The organism is Nostoc sp. ATCC 53789 (assembly GCF_009873495.1).
Lineage (GTDB): Bacteria > Cyanobacteriota > Cyanobacteriia > Cyanobacteriales > Nostocaceae > Nostoc > Nostoc muscorum_A.
This window is the reverse complement of sequence record NZ_CP046703.1, coordinates 1486769-1505984: the sequence shown is the minus strand read 5'-3', so window position 1 is coordinate 1505984 and position 19216 is coordinate 1486769. Positions and strand designations below refer to the sequence as shown.

Genomic DNA, 19216 nt, shown 5'->3' with positions numbered 1-19216 from the left:
TATTTAATTTCTGGAGATGCCCAATACGATCCAATACTTTTCGGTTAAACCCAATAATCTCTCTTTTGGTCTGGGGAAAGGTTAAAGGGTAATGGGTAAAGGAAAATTCAAACCTTTTCCCTTTCCCCTTTCCCCCTTAACCGAAAAGTATTGCAATACGATCATGCGATCGCACCTTAGTAGTTAGGCACTTCGCCTTGATTCTGGAAAATAGGTGCATTTTGTGGTACTTAACTCTATAAATTTAATAGGTAATGAAAAATTAAATAGTAATTTTACTGGGGTTTCCCAATATTTACGTAAGTTATGATACAGCATAATTGATGAGTAAATGCTGACATCTTTTCATTGTCTTAAACGGGATGAACACCGATGACATCTGAGAGCGATCGCCAAAAAGAACTTGAACACCGGGAACGTTTATTACGGGAACGAGAAGTTGAATTGCGACTCCGGGAAATGGAAACCAACCTCCATGTTAACGATGCGGCTTTTCATCAAACTGTGAAGCATGAGCCAGAAAATTCCCAGAAACCTTGGATGAAAAAAGTGATTCTGGGTGGAAAGCTTTTTGCTCTTGGTGTAGTAGCACTAGTTGCAGTAAGAATAGCCTCAGTGTTAGCTGGATTTATTATTGTTGGTGCGCTGGGATGGATGTCTTACAAATTATTTTTGGAATCTAAAAAAACCAGTCTTTAATAAAGGTGTAATTTTTATGACAAATCAGGTAGCAACTGACAGATTTATCCAAGATTTAGAGCGGGTTGCTCAAGTGCGATCAGAGATGTCTGTATGTTTAAGTAAACTGGCTGAAACAATTAATCAAGCTGAGTTAGCTGGAGATTCTTCATCAGGAAAGCTCAGTTTAGAGGGAGATATTGAAGATATTACAATAGCTAGTAAAAACCTCCGCCAAGGTGTATTTCGCCTTTTGGTATTAGGCGATATGAAACGCGGAAAAAGTACGTTTCTTAACGCTTTGATTGGTGAAAACTTATTACCGAGCGATGTTAACCCTTGTACCGCAGTCTTAACAGTTTTACGCTATGGGCCAGAAAAGAAAGTTACCATTCATTTTAATGATGGGAAAAGCCCACAACAGCTAGATTTCCAGAATTTTAAATATAAATATACCATTGACCCGGCTGAAGCTAAAAAACTAGAGCAGGAGAAAAAGCAAGCATTTCCCGATGTTGATTATGCAGTAGTTGAGTATCCTTTAACGCTACTACAAAAGGGAATTGAAATTGTTGATAGTCCAGGATTGAACGATACAGAAGCACGAAATGAATTATCTTTGGGTTATGTAAATAATTGCCATGCAATTTTGTTTGTGATGAGAGCTTCTCAACCTTGTACCTTGGGTGAGCGTCGCTACCTAGAAAATTATATCAAAGGTAGAGGATTGACAGTTTTCTTCTTAGTTAACGCTTGGGATCAGGTGCGGGAATCATTGATTGATCCTGATGATGTTGAAGAGTTACAAGCATCGGAGAATAGATTGCGGCAAGTATTTAACGCGAATTTAGCAGAATATTGTACTGTAGAAGGTCAGAATATTTATGACGAACGCGTGTTTGAGCTTTCGTCAATTCAAGCACTCAGACGACGGCTAAAGAATCCCCAGGCTGATTTAGATGGGACTGGCTTTCCGAAGTTTATGGAAGCGCTTAATACTTTTCTTACCAGAGAACGTGCGATCGCAGAACTTCGTCAAGTGAGAACCTTAGCAAGACAAGCCTGCAATCATACCCGCGAAGCAGTTGCAAGACGCATACCATTACTTGACCAAGATGTAAATGAATTAAAAAAACGGATTGATTCAGTAGAACCTGAGTTTAACAAACTCACAAGTATCCGAGATGAATTCCAAAAAGAAATTATCAATACCAGAGACACTCAAGCAAGAACGATTTCTGAATCTTTCCGCAGTTACGTTTTAAACTTAGGTAATACCTTTGAAAACGACTTCTTACGCTATCAGCCAGAATTAAATTTGTTTGATTTTCTCAGTAGTGGTAAACGAGAAGCATTTAACACCGCACTGCAAAAAGCCTTTGAGCAATATATTACTGACAAATCTGCGGCTTGGACATTAACTGCTGAAAAAGATATTAACGCAGCTTTTAAAGAACTTTCTCGCAGTGCAGCACAATATGGTGCGTCTTACAATCAAATCACAGACCAAATTACAGAAAAGCTCACCGGACAAGACGTAAAGGTACATACCACTACTACTGCTGAAGAAGATAACTCTCCCGGTTGGGCAAAATGGGCAATGGGATTGTTATCACTGTCTAAAGGAAATCTTGCTGGTTTCGCACTAGCCGGGGCTGGATTTGATTGGAAAAATATCTTGTTAAACTACTTCACTGTAATTGGCATTGGCGGGATAATTACAGCAGTGACAGGGGTTTTGCTTGGCCCAATCGGATTTGCATTACTAGGTTTGGGAGTAGGCTTTTTGCAAGCAGATCAAGCCCGTAAAGAGTTAGTTAAAACGGCAAAGAAAGAGTTAGTTAAACATCTACCTCAAGTAGCACATGAGCAATCTCAGGTTGTATATAATGCCGTGAAAGAGTGTTTTGATTCTTACGAAAGAGAAGTGAGTAAACGGATCAACGATGATATTGTCTCTCGCAAATCTGAATTAGATAATTTAGTTAAACAGAAACAAACCCGCGAAATCAATCGTGAGGGTGAGTTCAATCGCTTAAAAAACTTACAGGAAGATGTAATAGCCCAGTTGCAAAAAATAGAGGCAGCCTATAGCAATTTATTAGCCTACTATAGCTAACACATCTGTTCCCAGCTTCTAGCATAGAATGGCTATTGGGAGGCTCTACCTCCCATAAATATAAATCAATACGGTTCAGTTAAGCATCTCTTTCTTCTCTCTGTGTTCTCTGCGCCTCTGCGGTTAGTAAAAAAAACAAACTTTGACAAAGATTTTTAGCATTAACTGAACTGTATTGAAGTATAAGTAGCTAAACGTAAATAAATTAAAGTTTGTATAGCAGTCCTAAATCATTTGTAAAAATAAATTAACCGCAGAGACGCAGAGAGCGCAGAGAGAAGAATAATAGATTTATTTTCACCACTCATTTAAGATTGTTGTAGTAAAGGCTTTAGTCCTAATAACGTTTACTATCAGCGATTAATTACTCACTACGATCTAGGATTTTATTGGATGTTGAATTATGCTTAACTACTTAATAATGTGAGACAGTAGCCCTAATGATTTGTATTACCACGTGGAGCCTGAGAACAAATAACTATGCAACAACAATATGAAGGTTATAAGGATTTAGCAGATTCTCTCAAATCTGCATCCGCATTACTGAATTTAGAACGCAAATCACAATTGCATCAAGATATAATTACCATTTGCAATCATCTAGTTAATCCTAGCTTCCGCATTGCGGTATTTGGCCCCTTTAATCATGGCAAGTCTACCTTACTGAATGCCATGCTAGGGAATCGCACCTTACCAATTGATTTAATCCCCACTACAGGCGCATCGATTGCTGTCAAGTATGGCTCTGATGTGCGAACTCGCATCATGTTGCTAAATGGCACAGAAATCTATCGCAGTGGTACAGAAATTTTACAGCAATTTGCAATTCTTGATGGCAATAGGCAGATGCGAAAAGATGTAGCATCTGTGGAAGTTTTTTGCCCGCATCCCTTCTTGGAAACGGGAGTAGAATTTCTTGATTTACCAGGAACTAATGATAGAGATGAACAAGATAATTTAGTTCGAGAACAACTTTTAGGTGCAGATTTAGTTATTCAATTATTAGATGCACGGAAGTTAATGACTTTAGGTGAACGAGAAAATTTGCGAGATTGGCTATTAGATCGTGGTATTAAAACAGTTATATTTGTTGCTAATTTTCTGAACTTACTCGAACCCGACGAGCAAAAACAAGTTCAAAATCGCTTGCTGTTTGTCGCAGAAAGCTTTCGAGCCGAATTACCTCCAGGTTTTAGTAATTTATATCGTGTTGATGCTTTACCTGCTTTAAGAGCTAGATTAAAAGGTGATGTTGCGGCTGCCAATAGTAGCGGGTTAGCAGCTTTTGAAACAGCTTTGCAAAATATTGTGGGGATTTTGCAACCAGATCGTGGTAGTGTGCGTTTGCCAAGAGTGGAAGCGATCGCTTCTCAAATCCAACTATCATTAAAAGCTAAAATTGACCCGATTGCTATTGAAATAAAATCTTTTGATGATAAACAAAATAGTAAAATTGAAATTAAGCAAAAAGCAGCTAACTTAATTTATAAAGGTTTCACTACCAGCATCGGAGAATTACGCGATTGGCTAGAATTACCCAAGCTACTTACAAAATATCAAGCTGATGCGGCAGTTGCATTGGCAGAAAATAAATTTAAAGATTGGCAAACAAATATTCTTAAAAAAGACCTGAATCAATTACAATTATCTGCTGTGAAATGGCTTTATCAAGCTTACGAGTTTTTCCAAGAAGAACGACCGCAAGATTTATTAATTCTCTTTCCTAGCGAACCACAAGTAATACTACCCCCAAAGCCAAACAATAATGACGATTTGAGTGAACCTGGTTCCATCGCTGTTGGTGGTGGTATCGGTTGGTTATTAGGCGGCCCAGTTGGCGCTGCTGTCGTCGGGAGTATTTCTTATTTGCTAAACAAGAATATCCAAAAACAAGATGATCAATTAGCAAAGGAATCTTATCATCAGGAAGTTGCTAAACTTTGTATAACTGCAATTGAAGATTACTTATCTGGCTTCAGTAGTCAAGGGTTATCTATTTTAACTGAATATGAACGGCAAGCTGAAAAAGTAATGTGCTTTCAATTCAGCAAAGAACCAGGAGAAATTACTAATAAACGTGAAAGTTTGCAGCAATTACAAAATGGTTTTAATCAGTTGCTACGAGAATTAGAAAAAGTCAAAATACTCTCAAATTATCAACCTTATAAAGAAATACCAAAATACACAAATACCAATAGAAAATATTCACCACAGCCAGAAAGAGTTAAACTTTCCCCTGAAAAAGATCCTGTTATTAAGCAAAAACAGGAAAATACTGCTAAGAATACTAGCACAAGGGTAGAATCTGTTTCTCCACTACCATCGCCAAAAGCTTCTCCGTCTCCGCCTCCCGAAGAGGTAGAGGCGAAATTTCGTGATTGGGAACTCAATGAGGAAATAGCGCGGATGAAAGCAGAGATGCGATCGCCTGGTTCCCAAACTAGCAAACAGCAAAATACAACTCAAAGCAATAAAGCACCCAGCCAACCAAAAGCCCAAACGGAAAAAGATAAGATTACTCGCGCCTACGGCATTTTAGGATTGCAAACAAATGCTTCTCAGGCTGAGGTAAAGCAGGCTTATCGAACTTTAGTAAAAAAATGGCATCCAGATTTGTTTGTGAATCAGCCGCAATTGCTCAAACAAGCACAAGAAAAAATGCACTTAGTTAATGATGCTTACACAATTTTGAGTGATAAATAAACAACAAGATACTGGACTTATTTAAAAAGTTACATTTCATCCTAATTTCATTTCTGGCTGCCAAGCTAATAAGTAAATATAGAATTAGGAAATTATGAGGTGAGACTTATGCAACTGCTATCTTTGAGGAATGGCTTTTTGGCGTTAACCTTGACTGCGATCGCTTCAGCCAATGCGTTAATGACAGGTTGTACTAGTACTGCTTCCCAGAACCAAACCCAAGCAACAAAGGAAACCGCCACCAATGCTAACGACAAGCAGATGATGAACCACGGTGGTGGCATGATGAATCACAGCATGGGAATGGATTTAGGCCCAGCCGATGCTAATTTTGATTTACGATTTATCGATGCTATGATACCGCACCATCAAGGGGCGGTGGAAATGGCGAAAGAAGCACAGGTGAAATCAAAACGTCCTGAAATCAAAAAACTAGCAGACAATATCATCAAATCGCAAAACCAAGAAATCACTCAGATGAAGCAGTGGCGACAAGCTTGGTATCCCAAGGCGGGAGATAAACCAATGGCTTACAACAGTCAAATGAGCCACATGATGGAAATGTCGTCTGATCAAATGAAAACTATGATGATGAGTCAAGATTTAGGTGCAGCCGATGCTGAGTTTGATTTGCGCTTTATCAATGCGATGATTCCTCACCATGAAGGGGCTGTAACAATGGCTCAAGATGCCTTAAGTAAGTCTAAGCGCCCTGAAATTAAGAAATTAGCCCAAGAAATTGTTAAAGCCCAAGAGATAGAAATTAAAGAAATGCAACAGTGGCGGAAAGCTTGGTACAACAAGTAATTCGTAGTTCGTAATTCGTAATGTGGTTTTTGCGGCGGTTTTATAAGAGGATGTCTGAAAAGTTTTGTTGTATACACGTAACACTTGGAGATCCGCCTAAATCCACGCCACATGCTCCACTTGGGGAGACCCCAAGACCGCAGTGGCTCCCCTTAAAAAGGGGGACTTTAAGACTCTTATTCCCCCCTTTTTTAAGGGGGGTTAGGGGGGATCAACAAATATTTGATACTTTTCAGACATCCTCTAAGTATCTGTGTGAATCTGCAAGTAACCAATATGTATTTGCAGTTGAGAATTTGGGGTGGGTGTTTGGTTATTTCAGGAGCGATGTCTACAATGGGTTACGCCTACGCAGCCTAATTTCATCCTAATTTCATTTCTCAATGGAAGACTGGGTAGTGAGACCGAACCACTGTATTTTCTCTGCCTCTGTATCCAAAGACTTTTGATAGCAATGCCTAACTCCTATTCCCAACCACTTACAGCTATCCTCTGTGTTTCTGGGACACTGTTCAGTGTTTTGTTACTTGCTAGTCCCGCAGTTGTTTTGGCTCACACCGGACACGGAAATGAGTTTCAAGGAGGAAGTGAAGCAACTGGCGCTAGTAGCTCTATTCAAGTTGATGCCCAAACAGCCAAACGGCTAGGAATTAAAGTTGAACCTGTCAAACGCCAGCAGCTAGCTGTTGGTATTAAAACTACTGGACAGATTGAAACTCTACCCAGCCAAAAAGTGGAAGTAAATACACCAATTTCTCAAGCGAAAGTCGTTGAGTTATTGGTGGAACCTGGTGTCATGGTGAAAAAAGGTCAACCAGTTGCCGTTATATCCAGCCCTGAATTGGTGGAAATGCGGGTTAACTCCCAGGAAAAACTTGCCCAAGGCCAGGCTGATTTACAGCAAGCGCAGGCAGATTTAAGGCTAGCTCAACAAAATAGCGATCGCTATCAACAAATAGCCGTAGCTGAAATCGCTCAAGCACAAAGCCAAGTGGCTTTTGCTCAAGAAAAGTTTAACCAAGATCAACGGTTAGTTAATGCTGGCGCTTTACCACGTCGTAACGCTCTTGAATCGGAAACTCAGTTAGCTCAAGCCAAAGCCGACCTTGCGAAAGCCGCCAGTCGTCGTGATGTTATCGAGGCAGAAAATCAGCTAAAACGCGCTGATTCAGCCGTTCAGATAGCAAAATCTCGTATTCAACTAAGTAATAGTATTTATCAAACTCGGCTTTCTCAATTAGGAACCCGCGCCAATGCTCAAGGACTTGTTACCGTAACATCTCCAATTTCCGGCAAAGTTGCCGATCGGGAAGTTACCCTAGGTCAATCATTTGAAGATGCGGGTGGGAAGTTGATGAGAATTATTGATGACAGTCGCGTTTTTGCCACCGCGAATATTTATGAAAAAGATTTGAATCAGGTAAGAAGTGGTCAACAAGTAAGGGTCAAAGTTGCTTCCATACCTAATCGTACCTTCATCGGACGAATTACCCGAATTGGTTCTGTTGTGGAAGGGGAAACGCGAGTCGTACCAGTGCAAGCTGAACTGGAAAATTCTGGTGGAGTGCTAAAACCAGGAATGTTTGCAGAATTAGAAGTTGTTACAAACCAAACATCATCAGGCATATTAGCAATTAAGAGCGCGGCTGTAGTTGAAGCTAATGGCAAAAAACAGGTTTATGTACAAAATGGCAACGCCTATCAGCCTGTTGAAGTTACTTTAGGTCGAACCTCTGGGGATATGGTTGAGGTCAAAACTGGCTTATTCGAGGATGATTTGATCGTAACAGTGCGATCGCCTCAGCTTTATGCTCAGTCTTTACGTGGCGACACTAAGCCAAAAGTAGACGAACACCCAGAAACCCCTGTACAGACGAAAACAGAGCCAGCACCACTGTGGCTACTGGGAGCAGGAGCAGGATTAACTGCGATCGCTTTCATTGCAGGTGCTTTTTGGTCTAGCCGTCGCACCAATCAACTTCAACTAGCCAGTTCTGTACAAGTAGATCCATCGGAAGAATGGGTTGATAATCACCGGACAGCGAGTGAAGATTCAGAAATTAAGATTCAGAAAGAATAATGCTGAGTGCGATTATTAAATGGGCGATCGCCCGCCGTTGGTTAGTTATCCTGGGTACAATTGTCCTAACACTTTGGATATTTCGGACAATTATCCAAATGCCGTTGGATGTTTTCCCTAGCTTTGCACCACCCCAAGTTGAAATTCAAACTGAAGCACCAGGATTAGCACCAGAAGAAGTTGAATCTTTAGTAACTTTACCAATTGAAAGCGCAATTAACGGTACTCCAGGAGTAACAGCAGTACGTTCTTCTAGTGCGTCAGGAGTCTCCGTTGTCAAAGTAATTTTTAATTGGGGAAGCGATATCTATCAAGCTCGCCAATTGGTAACAGAGCGATTACAACAAAGTTCTAGTAAGCTTCCTGAAAGAGTGGAAACTCCGCAAATTTCCCCCACCAGTTCCCCCATAGGTACTGTACTGCAATACGCCTTCACTTCTGAAAATACTCCTTTGATGGAAGTGCGCCGCCTTGTAGATTGGCAAGTAACAAATCGCCTTTTAGCTGTTCCAGGTGTTAGTCAGGTTGTAGCCTATGGCGGCGATACTCGCCAATATCAAGTATTAATTGACCCAGATAAGTTACAAGCTTTTAATGTCACTTTAGAAAATGTGCAAGAGGCTGTATCTGCTGCCAATGTTAATGCACCGGGTGGTTATTTAATTACATCCGATAGAGAAAAATTAATTCGAGGTATTGGACGGATTGAGTCTATTGAAGAGTTACAGCAGTCAGTAATTATTGCCCACAACGGTACACCTGTAAAAATATCCGATGTAGCTGATGTCCAAATTGGTGCAGCTATCAAACGGGGTGATGGCAGTTTTAACGGTCAAAAGGCAATTATTGTGATGATTAATAAACAGCCTCAAGCCGATACTCCTACCGTTACCCGTGCTATAGAACAGGCGATGTCAGAAGTAAAATCTGCCCTACCCAAAGATATTAATATCACCCCTACCTTCCGACAAGAAAACTATATTGATTCTTCTATTGAAAATGTTAGAGAAGCTTTGATTGAAGGCAGTATTATTGTTGCAATTATCCTGATTCCATTTTTGATGAATTGGCGGAATCTAGCTGTTTGCCTAACGACCCTACCCTTATCTTTACTCATAGGACTACTATTACTAAATTGGCTAGGACAAGGTTTAAATACCATGACCTTGGGAGGATTAGCAGTATCAATTGGTTCAGCCGTTGATGATGCAATTGTCGATGCCGAAAACGTCTATCGTAACCTGCGAGAGAATAAATACTCCTCCAACCCGCGCCCAGTTTTAGATGTAGTTTTTCACGGTTGTCAAGAGGTGCGTGATTCACTTTTTGGAGGCACTATAATCACCCTAGTTGTCTTCTCCCCAGTTTTTGCATTAGCTGGTGTAGAAGGTAGTATTTTTATCCCAATGGGATTAGGGTATATAGCGGCAGTTATCGGTTCTAGTATCACAGCGTTGACAGTAACTCCGGCATTATGTGCAATCTTATTACCTTACGGTAACTTGCCAGAAAAGGAGCCTTGGATCGCAAGATTTTTTAAGAAGCTTTATCATCCACTGTTAGAATTTTCTCTGCGGCATTCTGGAATTATTTTAACCCTAGCTGTTGCCAGTTTAGTAGCGGCTGCTGTAATTGCTCCCTCCTTTGGAAGAGTGTTTTTACCAGAATTTCAAGAACAAACTTTAGTGAATACTCTCACTCTTTATCCTGGTGTATCTTTGGAAGCCACCAATGCAGCTGGAGAAGCACTTCAAGACGCGCTGAAGGGAGACTCTAGATTTCCCTATGTGCAGTTGCGTTCTGGACGTGCGCCTGGCGATGCAGATGCAGCAGGGGTAAATTTCGGACATTTGGATATCGAGTTGAGCAAAGCAGCGATGGAAGATAGGAAGGGAACTATTAAAAAGCTGCGGGAAGAGTTTGCTAAATTACCAGGAGTAGCACCAAATATTGGTGGTTTTATCTCTCACCAGATGGATGAGGTTTTGTCTGGTGTGAGAAGTGCGATCGCAATCAAAATTTTTGGTTCAGAATTAGAAGAACTCCGCATCATTGGGAGCCAAGTAAATGAAGTAATGAAAACCGTTAATGGTGTTGTTGATTTACAACTAGAGCCTCAAGTACCAGTCGAACAAATACAAATTAAGTTTAACCGCCAAGCTGCTTCTCGATATGGTTTAACAGCAGGAAAACTTTCTAAAATTGTTGAAACTACTCTCAATGGGAAAGTAGTTTCCCAAGTTTTGGAGAAACAACAAACTTTTGACTTAGTTGTGTGGTTAAAACCAGATGCGCGTCAAAATTTGGATACTATTGGCAATTTATTAGTTGATACTCCTAACGGACAAAAGATTCCTTTGTCACAAGTTGCCATAATTAACAATGGCACAGGACCAAATACGATTAACCGAGAAAATGTTTCCCGCTTGATTGTTGTTTCGGCTAATGCTAGCGGTAGAGATTTGCGCTCTATTGTCAATGAAATTCGAGATAAAGTTAACCAACAAGTGCATCCTCCCTCTGGTTACTATATTCAATATGCAGGGCAGTTTGAGGCGCAAGAACGAGCCACCCAGAATATCTTAATTTCTAGTGCGATCGCTTTTGTCGTCATTACAGTAATTATGTATCTTTCAGTCAAATCTATCCCTTCTACCATCATGATTATGATTAACTTACCTTTGGCATTGGTGGGAGGAGTATTTTCAGTAGCTTTGACAGATGGTGTGATTTCTATTGCTTCTTTAGTTGGCTTTATCACTCTATTTGGAGTTGCCACTCGTAATGGTTTGCTTTTGGTAGATAATTACAATACCAAATTTGGTGAAAGAATGCCTCTTAAAGAAGTGCTTATTAAAGGTTCAATGGAACGCCTGAACGCTATTTTAATGACAGCTTTCACCTCAGCTTTAGGATTAACACCATTAGTAGTTGACAGTGGCCCTGGTAAAGAAATTTTGCAACCACTTTCGATAGTAGTGTTAGGTGGCTTATTTACCTCGACAGCATTAACACTATTAGTTATTCCAGCTTTGTATTCTCAGTTTAGAAAGTTTTTGGTTCCTAATAATACTATTTTCTTACAAAAGATTGATGTCGCCAAAAATTAAGTATTATAGTTGCGATTTGAGATTTGTTTATGATTATGATTTGGAGTAAATCAATGATTTCACTAAAATCTAGCTTAATTGTTATAGGAAGTTTAGGACTGCTTTATTTGGGAGCTTGTAGTAATAGTAATCAAGCGGCTAATACAGAAAAAAGTCCAGCTATTTCTACCTCAAATGCTAATTCTCCAGCTTCGCCGACTGCCAAAACATCTAGCCAGGACGGTGAATCTAAAGGAGGTCAAGTGGTGGAGACAGGAGCCTATCATTTAGAGTTTGTACCTGAGAAAGAAGCTAATGGAACTCACATGGATTTCTATTTGCTAAAAGGCGACAATCACGAAGCAATATCTAATGCTAAAGTAAAGGCTCAAGTTCAGACACCTGATGGAAGCCAGAAAACTTTAAATCTTACTTATGATCAAGAAGGTAAACACTATACTGTTTTGCTGCCAGAAAAATCTTCAGGTCAATATCAAGTGAAGATGTTTGTAGATGTTGATGGCAAAAAAGTAGATGGGCGTTTTAGTTTTAATAAATAAATATGTAAGCAATAACGAACCACAGAGCCACAGAGAACACGGAGAAATTAGAGTTTGAGAGATACAAATTAATTGTTGGCGGATAAATTATATGAGAATCCTGCTAGTCGAAGATGAGCCAGATTTGGGTTCGGCAATTAAGCGTACCTTGAATCTGGAAAAGTATGTAGTTGACTGGGTTTTAGATGGTAATGAGGCATGGGATTATCTAGAAAACCAGTGGACGCAGTACACTTTGGCTATTATCGATTGGATGTTGCCGGGATTGTCTGGGTTAGAACTGTGTAGTCGGCTACGAACACGGCGTAATCCTCTGCCAGTTTTGATGCTGACAGCTAAAGATAGGATGGAAGATAAAGTTGCTGGATTGGATGCAGGTGCTGATGATTATTTAGTGAAGCCTTTTGGTATGGCAGAATTGTTGGCGCGGTTGCGTGCTTTGCAGAGGCGATCGCCCCAATTTCAATCCAAGGAGTTAACTGTTGGCAACCTGACTCTCGATTACAGCAACAGTATGGTTGTCAGTCAGAACCATCAAGGGGATAAACAGGTTATTCCTTTAACTAATAAAGAATTCCAGCTACTAGAGTATTTTATGAAGCATCCGCACCAAATTGTTACAACTGAACAGATTCGCAATCAGCTTTGGGAGGTGAGTGCAGAACCCGTTAGTAATGTTGTGGCGGCTCAAATACGTTTGCTGCGTCGCAGATTAGCCAGTAGTGGCTGTGGGAACCCCATTGAAACTATGCATGGTGTGGGATATCGTTTCAATCTCACCGATGAAAGCCCCCGTTCTTACAGCAATTTTTAGGTAAAAAACCAATGAGACAATAACAATTCTGGCTACCAAAGTGCCTGCATTTTATACTGGGAAGCAGTTTCAGGAAAAAGTTACACTTTAAGTACTACATATCTATGTACTTTTCTACTGTCAATCAAATCACTATCTCCACAACAACCGAACAGTATTGGTATTGCTGTTGGATCTGTTAGTTGATTAACTTGTGATAGTAGAAAATTAGGAACCATTGGTATTCACTCTAAACTCATTTTTTAACGTCAGAGTTTATAAGTTCCAAATATAATGTACAGTCTTCACGTAACTGATATTGAGGAAAAAGCGTGGAATTTCAGAAGTTATTGTCTATTTTTACTTTAGTAAAGATTGCTACGTTCGCTCTGAGTGTACCTGTATTTGCTCAAATCACCCAGATTCCCTCCAATTCTTCACAGTCGAGTTGTCGTGCAACTAAAGTAGATACTCCAATTTTTAAAGAACCTTCAACATCATCCAATGCTATCAGAATATTGTCGGCACAAACAAGGATTACTTTAGCATATATACCAGTTAGTGGAGATAGATTTGTCAGAATTAAATCTCCGAGTTCAGGGTTTATTCAAACTGCTGCGCTGAAATTTTGTCAGACAAATAACAACACTCAAAACCTGTTAAGTAAGCCTACTATTGGCAGTGTATGTCGGCAAATTGTGCAAACTGAAACTCTACGTCGCCAAGCAAGTCTAAAAGGAGATTATATTACAACACTTTATCCAAACGCAATCGTGTTTGTGAACTTGGTTACAGGTAATGTAGTTAAGTCATACCAATCTGAAAATTACATTTGGGTAGAAATCGACCTTTCCAGAAGTTTCCCTGGAGAGTTATCCGGTAATGGTTGGATAGCCAATACTGACTTAGTAAATACTCCTAGATTAAGCAGTCTGGCTTATTGTAGTTAGTAGGTTGTTTCGCTTAATATCTCGAAACAGTATGAGTTTATCCATCCGTTAGGGTCGCACCTTCGACCGCGCAGCAATAGCCTGACTCGACCATTTTTAGGATTTATAAATTCTATCTAACTGTTTTCCTTGTAAGGCTCAAGCTGCATGGCTACTAACTACGTGGATTATGAATCAAAATAAACTCTTTAACCTAACGCGGGTACGTTTGGCTCTGTGGTATGCGCTTGTCATGGCTGTGATTTTAAGTCTGTGCGGATTCGGCGTATACAAAGCCGTATCTCATGCCCATTGGGTAGCATTAGACCGAGAACTGGAATCTGTCGCGGGAACGATACACGACAGTATCGAACTGAAACTAAAGCAACCCGGACGCATTGAAGCAGTCGTAAAGCAGCTTTTACCAAATATTTGTGTAATTGGGGAAAGCTGCATTCAACAGCAGTCAAGTTCTAAAAGGCATATTCTCAGCGCAATTCATCAAGGCTACTACTATGTACGTTTTTTTGATAATTCAGGACGCTTGATTGCGATCGCAGGTTCTCATCCAGATGAACTTTCTCTAGTCTTTAATAAAAAACTTTGGCAAACTCTCAAAGACAGCAAAGGCAACCCATACCACCAAATTTCATTTGGACTGCACACTCAAGACAATCGTGATTGGGGATACATCCAAGTGGGGCGAAGTCTGGAAGATTTCAATAGTTATCTGGATGCTGTTAAATTAATTTTAGTCGTAGGATTGCCTACCACGATGGTTGTGGTTAGTATTGCTAGCTGGTGGTTAGCAGGATTGGCGATGCAACCTATCTATCAATCCTATAGACAAATCCAACAATTTACAGCAGATGTCGCACATGAATTGCGAACACCTTTAGCTGCAACACAAGCAACGGTGGAATCAGCCTTGTTGATGCCGAAATTGGATGAAATCGAAGCGCGGGAAATTCTACAAACTATAAACCGTCAGAATCATCGGCTTACTTCTTTAGTTGTTGATTTGCTCCTCTTGGCTCGCCTAGATCGGCAACCTCTGCCATTACGACATGAATGTTGCTTAAATGATATTGTCAATGACTTAATAGAGGAATTTGCAGCGATCGCCTTTTCTGCCAAAGTGACGCTGACATCTGCAATCAGAGTCGAGCAACCTCTAAATATCGTAGGTGATTCTGAGCAACTTTATCGTCTGGTTTCTAATTTAATTATCAATGCAATTCAATACACGCCACAATTTGGAAAGGTAACTGTTGTCTTAGATCGCAGTGAAAACTATGCTGTGATTCAAGTTCAAGATACAGGTATTGGTATTCCCCACCAGGAACTGACTCGGATTTTTGATCGCTTTTACCGGGTAAATAGCGATCGCTCTCGTAAAACTGGTGGTTCTGGATTAGGGTTAGCGATCGCTCAGGCAATTATTCATTCACACCAAGGTAGTTTAAATGTGCAGAGCCAATTAGGTAAAGGTAGCACTTTTACCATTCAATTACCCTTAGATGTCACACCAATTTCCCAATTTAAATTGCTGTATCGTCGTCAGCCTAAATTTAAATAAAATTTTCTTACCAAATTTTACTCATATTCAAAATAAACCCAGGCAATACCGACTCACCGCTTAGACTAGCAGGATTATCCAAACATTCCTCTGGCAATCCAGGACGATAAATATAAACTTTACGCTGCTTACGGTCAATCAACCAGCCTAACTGTATTCCTGGCTCATTCATATATTCCTCCATTTTTTCCTTCAAAGTCTGAAGGTTGTCGCTAGGAGATTTGAGTTCCACTACAAAATCTGGACAAATGGGTACAAACTTTTCTTGTTGTTTTGGAGACAGAGAATTCCACCGTTCTAGCTTAATCCAAGAAGCATCTGGCGATCTGTTTGCACCTGTTGATAGTTTAAATCCAGTACTAGAGTCAAAAGTTATACCTGTACTATCTTGTTCCGACCACACCCACAGTTGCCCAAAGATGTTGCCTCCACGGTTGCCTGTTGTACCACCTGTAGGCGGCATAATTGATATCTCTCCAAATTTATTTCGCTCAATGCGTAAGTCTCGATTCATCTGACAGAAATCAAAAAATTGTTCGTCTGTCATTTGCATTGATGACGGAATTTGCAAAACCAAAGGGGATGAAAACATCGAGATTTCCTCCAGGTTCGGATGCCTAGCCCACTAACTATATTCTCACCCAAAGAAACAAAGACGCAAAGTTATATCTTTGCGCCTTTGCTTTTTATCCGAAATCATTCTCAGATTTACTTGTTAGGCTGAGGAGTCATCCGCAGATAGGGTTTGATTTCCTCGTAACCTTTGGGGAATTTCTCTTTAAGTACTTCTGGATCTTTCAGTGAGGGGACAATTACAACATCCTCTCCATCTTTCCAGTCAGCTGGTGTCGCCACGCTGTAATTATCAGTCAATTGCAGAGAATCAATTACCCGCAAAATTTCATCAAAGTTACGTCCCGTGCTGGGAGGATAGGTGAAACTTAGGCGGAGTTTCTTATTGGGGTCAATCACGAAAACCGATCGCACTGTCACAGTCGCATTAGCATTGGGGTGGATCATGTCGTAAAGTTCAGAAACCTTACGATCTGCATCCGCCAAAATTGGGTAGTTAAGGGTGGTGCTTTGAGTTTCTTCAATATCTCCAACCCAGCCTTTGTGAGATTCTACGTCATCAACGCTGAGTGCGATCGCTTTGACATTGCGCTTGTCAAATTCTGGTTTTAGCTTGGCAACTGTGCCGAGTTCTGTTGTACAAACAGGTGTAAAATCAGCAGGGTGAGAGAACAGCACAACCCAGCTGTCACCTGCCCATTGGTAAAAATCGATGTCGCCGTGTGTTGAGGCTTGCGTAAAGTTGGGTACTGTGTCACCTAGACGGAGAGCCATGTGAGATTCCCTGTAGTTAGAAAGGCATATATATTCTAGTATGTCATCATGACATAAAACCCCGATTTCCCAATCGGACTTTAGCAGTTTGAAACAAAATTTTAGGTTGTCAGCGCTCTCAGATAAGTGATTAAAAGGGGATCAAAACTATTGACTAAAGTACCCATATATGCTTTAGTTTATTATTTTTTCCCTATAGGTTTTTCTTTACATAGAAGATTGCAAATATCAGGGTGATAAGTATCTAGGCATAAATAAATTTCAAGTTTGTAGTAAGGACTTTAGTCCTGATAATCCTTACTCTGAGCGATAAATCGCTCACTACAAACTAAGAGTTTATTTTATATTTAATTATGTCTACCGACTTAGCTGACTATAAGCTTTGTAGGTTGGGTGCAGCGATAGCGTAACCCAACATAAATAAGCTGATAATGTTGGGTTGCGTTTCACTCCAACCAACCTACATAAATATATCTTTTAAAAAACTCTAGGTTTCAACATAGATGAGGTTTATTACAAATTCAATTGTTATAAAGCAAATAGTCAGAAGAAAGACTACAAATATGTTTATTATTCTTGAATTTTGAATTACTTATGATGATAGTAATCTTTTTAGTGATTGGTGTTATCCTCAGCACAACAGCAAGTTTTGTTTTTGGAGTTCCCTGGTTGATGCCGATTTTAGGTACTGCTGTTCCCTATCCCATTTTCTTGTTACAAGTGCGTCGTCAACAATATAAAAGTGCTTTTTGGTGGATGTTGCTGTGGGGAGTGTTGCAGAGTATTGCTGTAATTGTAGCAACTGCGATCGCACCAGAAACAGCAGCAAAAGTCATCCTCCGTGGACAGTCATACACTACAGAGATGTTTCACTGGATTCGCACGGGCGAAGGTATGGAAGGTTCACTCAATTTATTTTTACCAGACCATTTATTGCACTACGGTATTTTTTGTATTCTCTGCGTTGCCACTATTAGTAGCGTGGCATTGATATTCGGCACTTGGATGCTGAACTACATGAATTTTTATGTTGCAGAACTGGTAAAAGTTAGTGCTAAACCTTGGTTAGCGGCTATTTTAGGGTGGTATCCTTGGTCATTGTTGCGGATAATCGGGTTTATCGCCACTGGGGTGGCTTTAGCTGCATTAGGATTAAATTTATTAAATCGCATCAGAGGCGAAGTTCCGAAGTCTCCCTTTCCAAAAACTTATATGTTAATTGGGATTGGTTTTGTGATTGCGGATATCGTTGTCAAAGCGGTTCTAGCACCTATTTGGCAAAAACTGCTATTGTCTGCGTTGGGTTAAATTAATTTGTTGTCCAGAATTTTTTGGTAGGCTTGAATTGTTTGCCTTGCGATCGCATCCCAGCTAAAATTTTCTAATGCATATTTTTGGGCGTTTAATCCCCGTCGCTGGCGTTCTGCGGGATTTTGCAAAGCTTCTTGGAGTAACTCTACCAGTGCTTGGACATCTGTTGCGCCTACCCAACCCGACTCACTATCACGTATCTGTTGACAAATATGCACTTGGTCAGAAATGACTACGGGTACACCTGCAACCATCGCTTCAGCTACAGCAATCCCAAAATTTTCGTAGTAGGAAGGCAAGACAAATAAATCGGCAGCTTGTAGTAAACTAACTTTGAGTTCACCAGTGACAAAGCCTGTAATTGTAGTGTGCGATCGCAGTGGTGAATTTTGAATTTGGGATATTATCTTTTGTTCGTAATCTGGATCTTGAGGATTTGTCCCAGCTAAGACAAAATGAAACTTATAACCAACCGTTAACAGCTTCTCTAGCGCCGGAATCAACAAATTTAACCCTTTTTTCGGGTCAATTCGTGACATAAACAGCACCAAAGGCACATCCTTTGGTATTTCTAGCTGACTACATACATTTTTAATAGAAGATTGACGGGGAATCACACCCAAGGGAATCACCAAATCTGGTGTAGATACTCCAAATCTTTCTGATATCTTAGCTTCTTGCTCGCTGGTAAAATGAATAGCTGCCGCACCAGCTAAATTTTGGCGTTCTATAATTGCAACATAAAGCTGTTTTAATTGCTTTTTCTTCTGTAAATCAGCCGGATCGAGAGTACCCAAAGGACGGAAAATATAAGGTAGCTTTTGCTGGCGACACACAATAGCAGCAGCACTAATTATTGGGGAGAATAGAGCATGGATATGTGCTATGTCAAACTCGTGAGCATGATTTTTTAGCCAGTTTAATAAATCTAGAGAAAATTTATAGCGGCGAAAAGGCGCACAACGAAAGTAAATTATTTCATAGCCATCTTGTTTAATGGGACAATTTAAAGGAACATCCAGAGGTGTTTGACCATTATCACCATTACTATCAGTTGTGAGAATTGTAACTTCCACTCCCTCTTTTACTAACGCCGGAGCTAATCCAAGTACCATTTGACTCGGCCCACCGTAAATTAGAGAAATTGAGGGAACAATTTGTAATACTTTCATTTTTTTGTCATTCGTCATTTATCTTTTATCCTTTATTATTCACTAATGA

At 40.1% G+C, this 19216-nt stretch carries 14 protein-coding genes; 11 read left to right on the top strand and 3 right to left on the bottom strand.

What is annotated here, in order from left to right; genetic code table 11:
* Positions 1 to 372: 372 nt before the first annotated feature.
* The 10 genes from GJB62_RS06040 to rppB all read left to right on the top strand — a co-directional run bounded on the left by GJB62_RS06040 (position 373) and on the right by rppB (position 15337).
* A complete protein-coding gene (locus GJB62_RS06040; protein ID WP_114085713.1) occupies positions 373 to 699 on the top strand; it encodes a DUF3040 domain-containing protein in 327 nt (108 codons plus the stop codon).
* 16 nt (positions 700 to 715) lie between these two features.
* Entirely contained in the window at positions 716 to 2797 is a 2082-nt protein-coding gene (locus GJB62_RS06035; protein WP_114085714.1) for a dynamin family protein, read from the top strand.
* A gap of 480 nt (positions 2798 to 3277) precedes the next feature.
* Complete coding sequence (locus GJB62_RS06030; protein WP_114085715.1) at positions 3278 to 5500, top strand: dynamin family protein; 2223 nt, start codon at positions 3278 to 3280, stop codon at positions 5498 to 5500.
* A 108-nt stretch (positions 5501 to 5608) separates the two neighbouring features.
* Positions 5609 to 6307: a DUF305 domain-containing protein gene (locus GJB62_RS06025; RefSeq protein WP_167755975.1), complete on the top strand. Its 699-nt coding sequence runs from the start codon at positions 5609 to 5611 to the stop codon at positions 6305 to 6307.
* Between the two features lie 454 nt (positions 6308 to 6761).
* Entirely contained in the window at positions 6762 to 8387 is a 1626-nt protein-coding gene (locus tag GJB62_RS06020; RefSeq protein WP_114085717.1) for an efflux RND transporter periplasmic adaptor subunit, read from the top strand.
* Positions 8387 to 11497 (top strand): efflux RND transporter permease subunit, encoded by a 3111-nt coding sequence (locus GJB62_RS06015; RefSeq protein ID WP_114085718.1) that lies wholly within the window; start codon positions 8387 to 8389, stop codon positions 11495 to 11497. Before GJB62_RS06020 ends, GJB62_RS06015 begins: the two co-directional genes overlap by 1 nt.
* A 53-nt stretch (positions 11498 to 11550) precedes the next feature.
* Positions 11551 to 12036 (top strand): hypothetical protein, encoded by a 486-nt coding sequence (locus GJB62_RS06010; protein WP_114085837.1) that lies wholly within the window; start codon positions 11551 to 11553, stop codon positions 12034 to 12036.
* Between the two features lie 91 nt (positions 12037 to 12127).
* On the top strand, positions 12128 to 12850 hold the full coding sequence (gene rppA / locus GJB62_RS06005) for a two-component system response regulator RppA (RefSeq protein WP_114085719.1): 723 nt from the start codon (positions 12128 to 12130) through the stop codon (positions 12848 to 12850).
* Between the two features lie 311 nt (positions 12851 to 13161).
* Positions 13162 to 13779, top strand: a complete 618-nt coding sequence (locus tag GJB62_RS06000) for a hypothetical protein (protein ID WP_114085720.1) — start codon at positions 13162 to 13164, stop codon at positions 13777 to 13779.
* Between the two features lie 169 nt (positions 13780 to 13948).
* Positions 13949 to 15337, top strand: coding sequence for a two-component system sensor histidine kinase RppB (gene rppB, locus GJB62_RS05995; RefSeq protein WP_114085721.1), 1389 nt, complete (start codon positions 13949 to 13951; stop codon positions 15335 to 15337).
* Positions 15338 to 15344: 7 nt separating this feature from the next.
* Here rppB and GJB62_RS05990 read toward each other — a convergent pair whose 3' ends face one another.
* Positions 15345 to 15929 carry a Uma2 family endonuclease gene (locus tag GJB62_RS05990; RefSeq protein WP_114085722.1) on the bottom strand — a complete coding sequence of 195 codons (585 nt, stop codon included), beginning with the start codon at positions 15927 to 15929 and terminating at the stop codon, positions 15345 to 15347.
* Positions 15930 to 16045: 116 nt separating this feature from the next.
* Positions 16046 to 16684, bottom strand: coding sequence for a peroxiredoxin (locus GJB62_RS05985; protein ID WP_114085723.1), 639 nt, complete (start codon positions 16682 to 16684; stop codon positions 16046 to 16048).
* A gap of 594 nt (positions 16685 to 17278) precedes the next feature.
* On the opposite strand from GJB62_RS05985, the gene GJB62_RS05980 reads away from it, so the two are divergent.
* Positions 17279 to 17992 (top strand): hypothetical protein, encoded by a 714-nt coding sequence (locus GJB62_RS05980; protein ID WP_114085724.1) that lies wholly within the window; start codon positions 17279 to 17281, stop codon positions 17990 to 17992.
* Here the strand turns inward: GJB62_RS05980 and hpsP are convergent.
* Positions 17989 to 19167 carry a hormogonium polysaccharide biosynthesis glycosyltransferase HpsP gene (gene hpsP, locus GJB62_RS05975; RefSeq protein WP_114085725.1) on the bottom strand — a complete coding sequence of 393 codons (1179 nt, stop codon included), beginning with the start codon at positions 19165 to 19167 and terminating at the stop codon, positions 17989 to 17991. The two genes, GJB62_RS05980 and hpsP, sit on opposite strands and share 4 nt — an antisense overlap.
* Positions 19168 to 19216: the final 49 nt, after the last annotated feature.

What these genes read in the sequence shown, in the direction of transcription:
- GJB62_RS05985 (WP_114085723.1), bottom strand. Translation starts at nt 16,684, where the DNA reads ATGGCTCTCCGTCTAGGTGACACAGTACCCAACTTTACGCAAGCCTCA.
- GJB62_RS05980 (WP_114085724.1), top strand. Translation starts at nt 17,279, where the DNA reads ATGATGATAGTAATCTTTTTAGTGATTGGTGTTATCCTCAGCACAACA.
- GJB62_RS06015 (WP_114085718.1), top strand. Translation starts at nt 8,387, where the DNA reads ATGCTGAGTGCGATTATTAAATGGGCGATCGCCCGCCGTTGGTTAGTT.
- hpsP (WP_114085725.1), bottom strand. Translation starts at nt 19,167, where the DNA reads ATGAAAGTATTACAAATTGTTCCCTCAATTTCTCTAATTTACGGTGGG.
- rppB (WP_114085721.1), top strand. Translation starts at nt 13,949, where the DNA reads ATGAATCAAAATAAACTCTTTAACCTAACGCGGGTACGTTTGGCTCTG.
- GJB62_RS06035 (WP_114085714.1), top strand. Translation starts at nt 716, where the DNA reads ATGACAAATCAGGTAGCAACTGACAGATTTATCCAAGATTTAGAGCGG.
- GJB62_RS05990 (WP_114085722.1), bottom strand. Translation starts at nt 15,929, where the DNA reads ATGTTTTCATCCCCTTTGGTTTTGCAAATTCCGTCATCAATGCAAATG.
- rppA (WP_114085719.1), top strand. Translation starts at nt 12,128, where the DNA reads ATGAGAATCCTGCTAGTCGAAGATGAGCCAGATTTGGGTTCGGCAATT.
- GJB62_RS06010 (WP_114085837.1), top strand. Translation starts at nt 11,551, where the DNA reads ATGATTTCACTAAAATCTAGCTTAATTGTTATAGGAAGTTTAGGACTG.
- GJB62_RS06020 (WP_114085717.1), top strand. Translation starts at nt 6,762, where the DNA reads ATGCCTAACTCCTATTCCCAACCACTTACAGCTATCCTCTGTGTTTCT.
- GJB62_RS06040 (WP_114085713.1), top strand. Translation starts at nt 373, where the DNA reads ATGACATCTGAGAGCGATCGCCAAAAAGAACTTGAACACCGGGAACGT.
- GJB62_RS06025 (WP_167755975.1), top strand. Translation starts at nt 5,609, where the DNA reads ATGCAACTGCTATCTTTGAGGAATGGCTTTTTGGCGTTAACCTTGACT.
- GJB62_RS06030 (WP_114085715.1), top strand. Translation starts at nt 3,278, where the DNA reads ATGCAACAACAATATGAAGGTTATAAGGATTTAGCAGATTCTCTCAAA.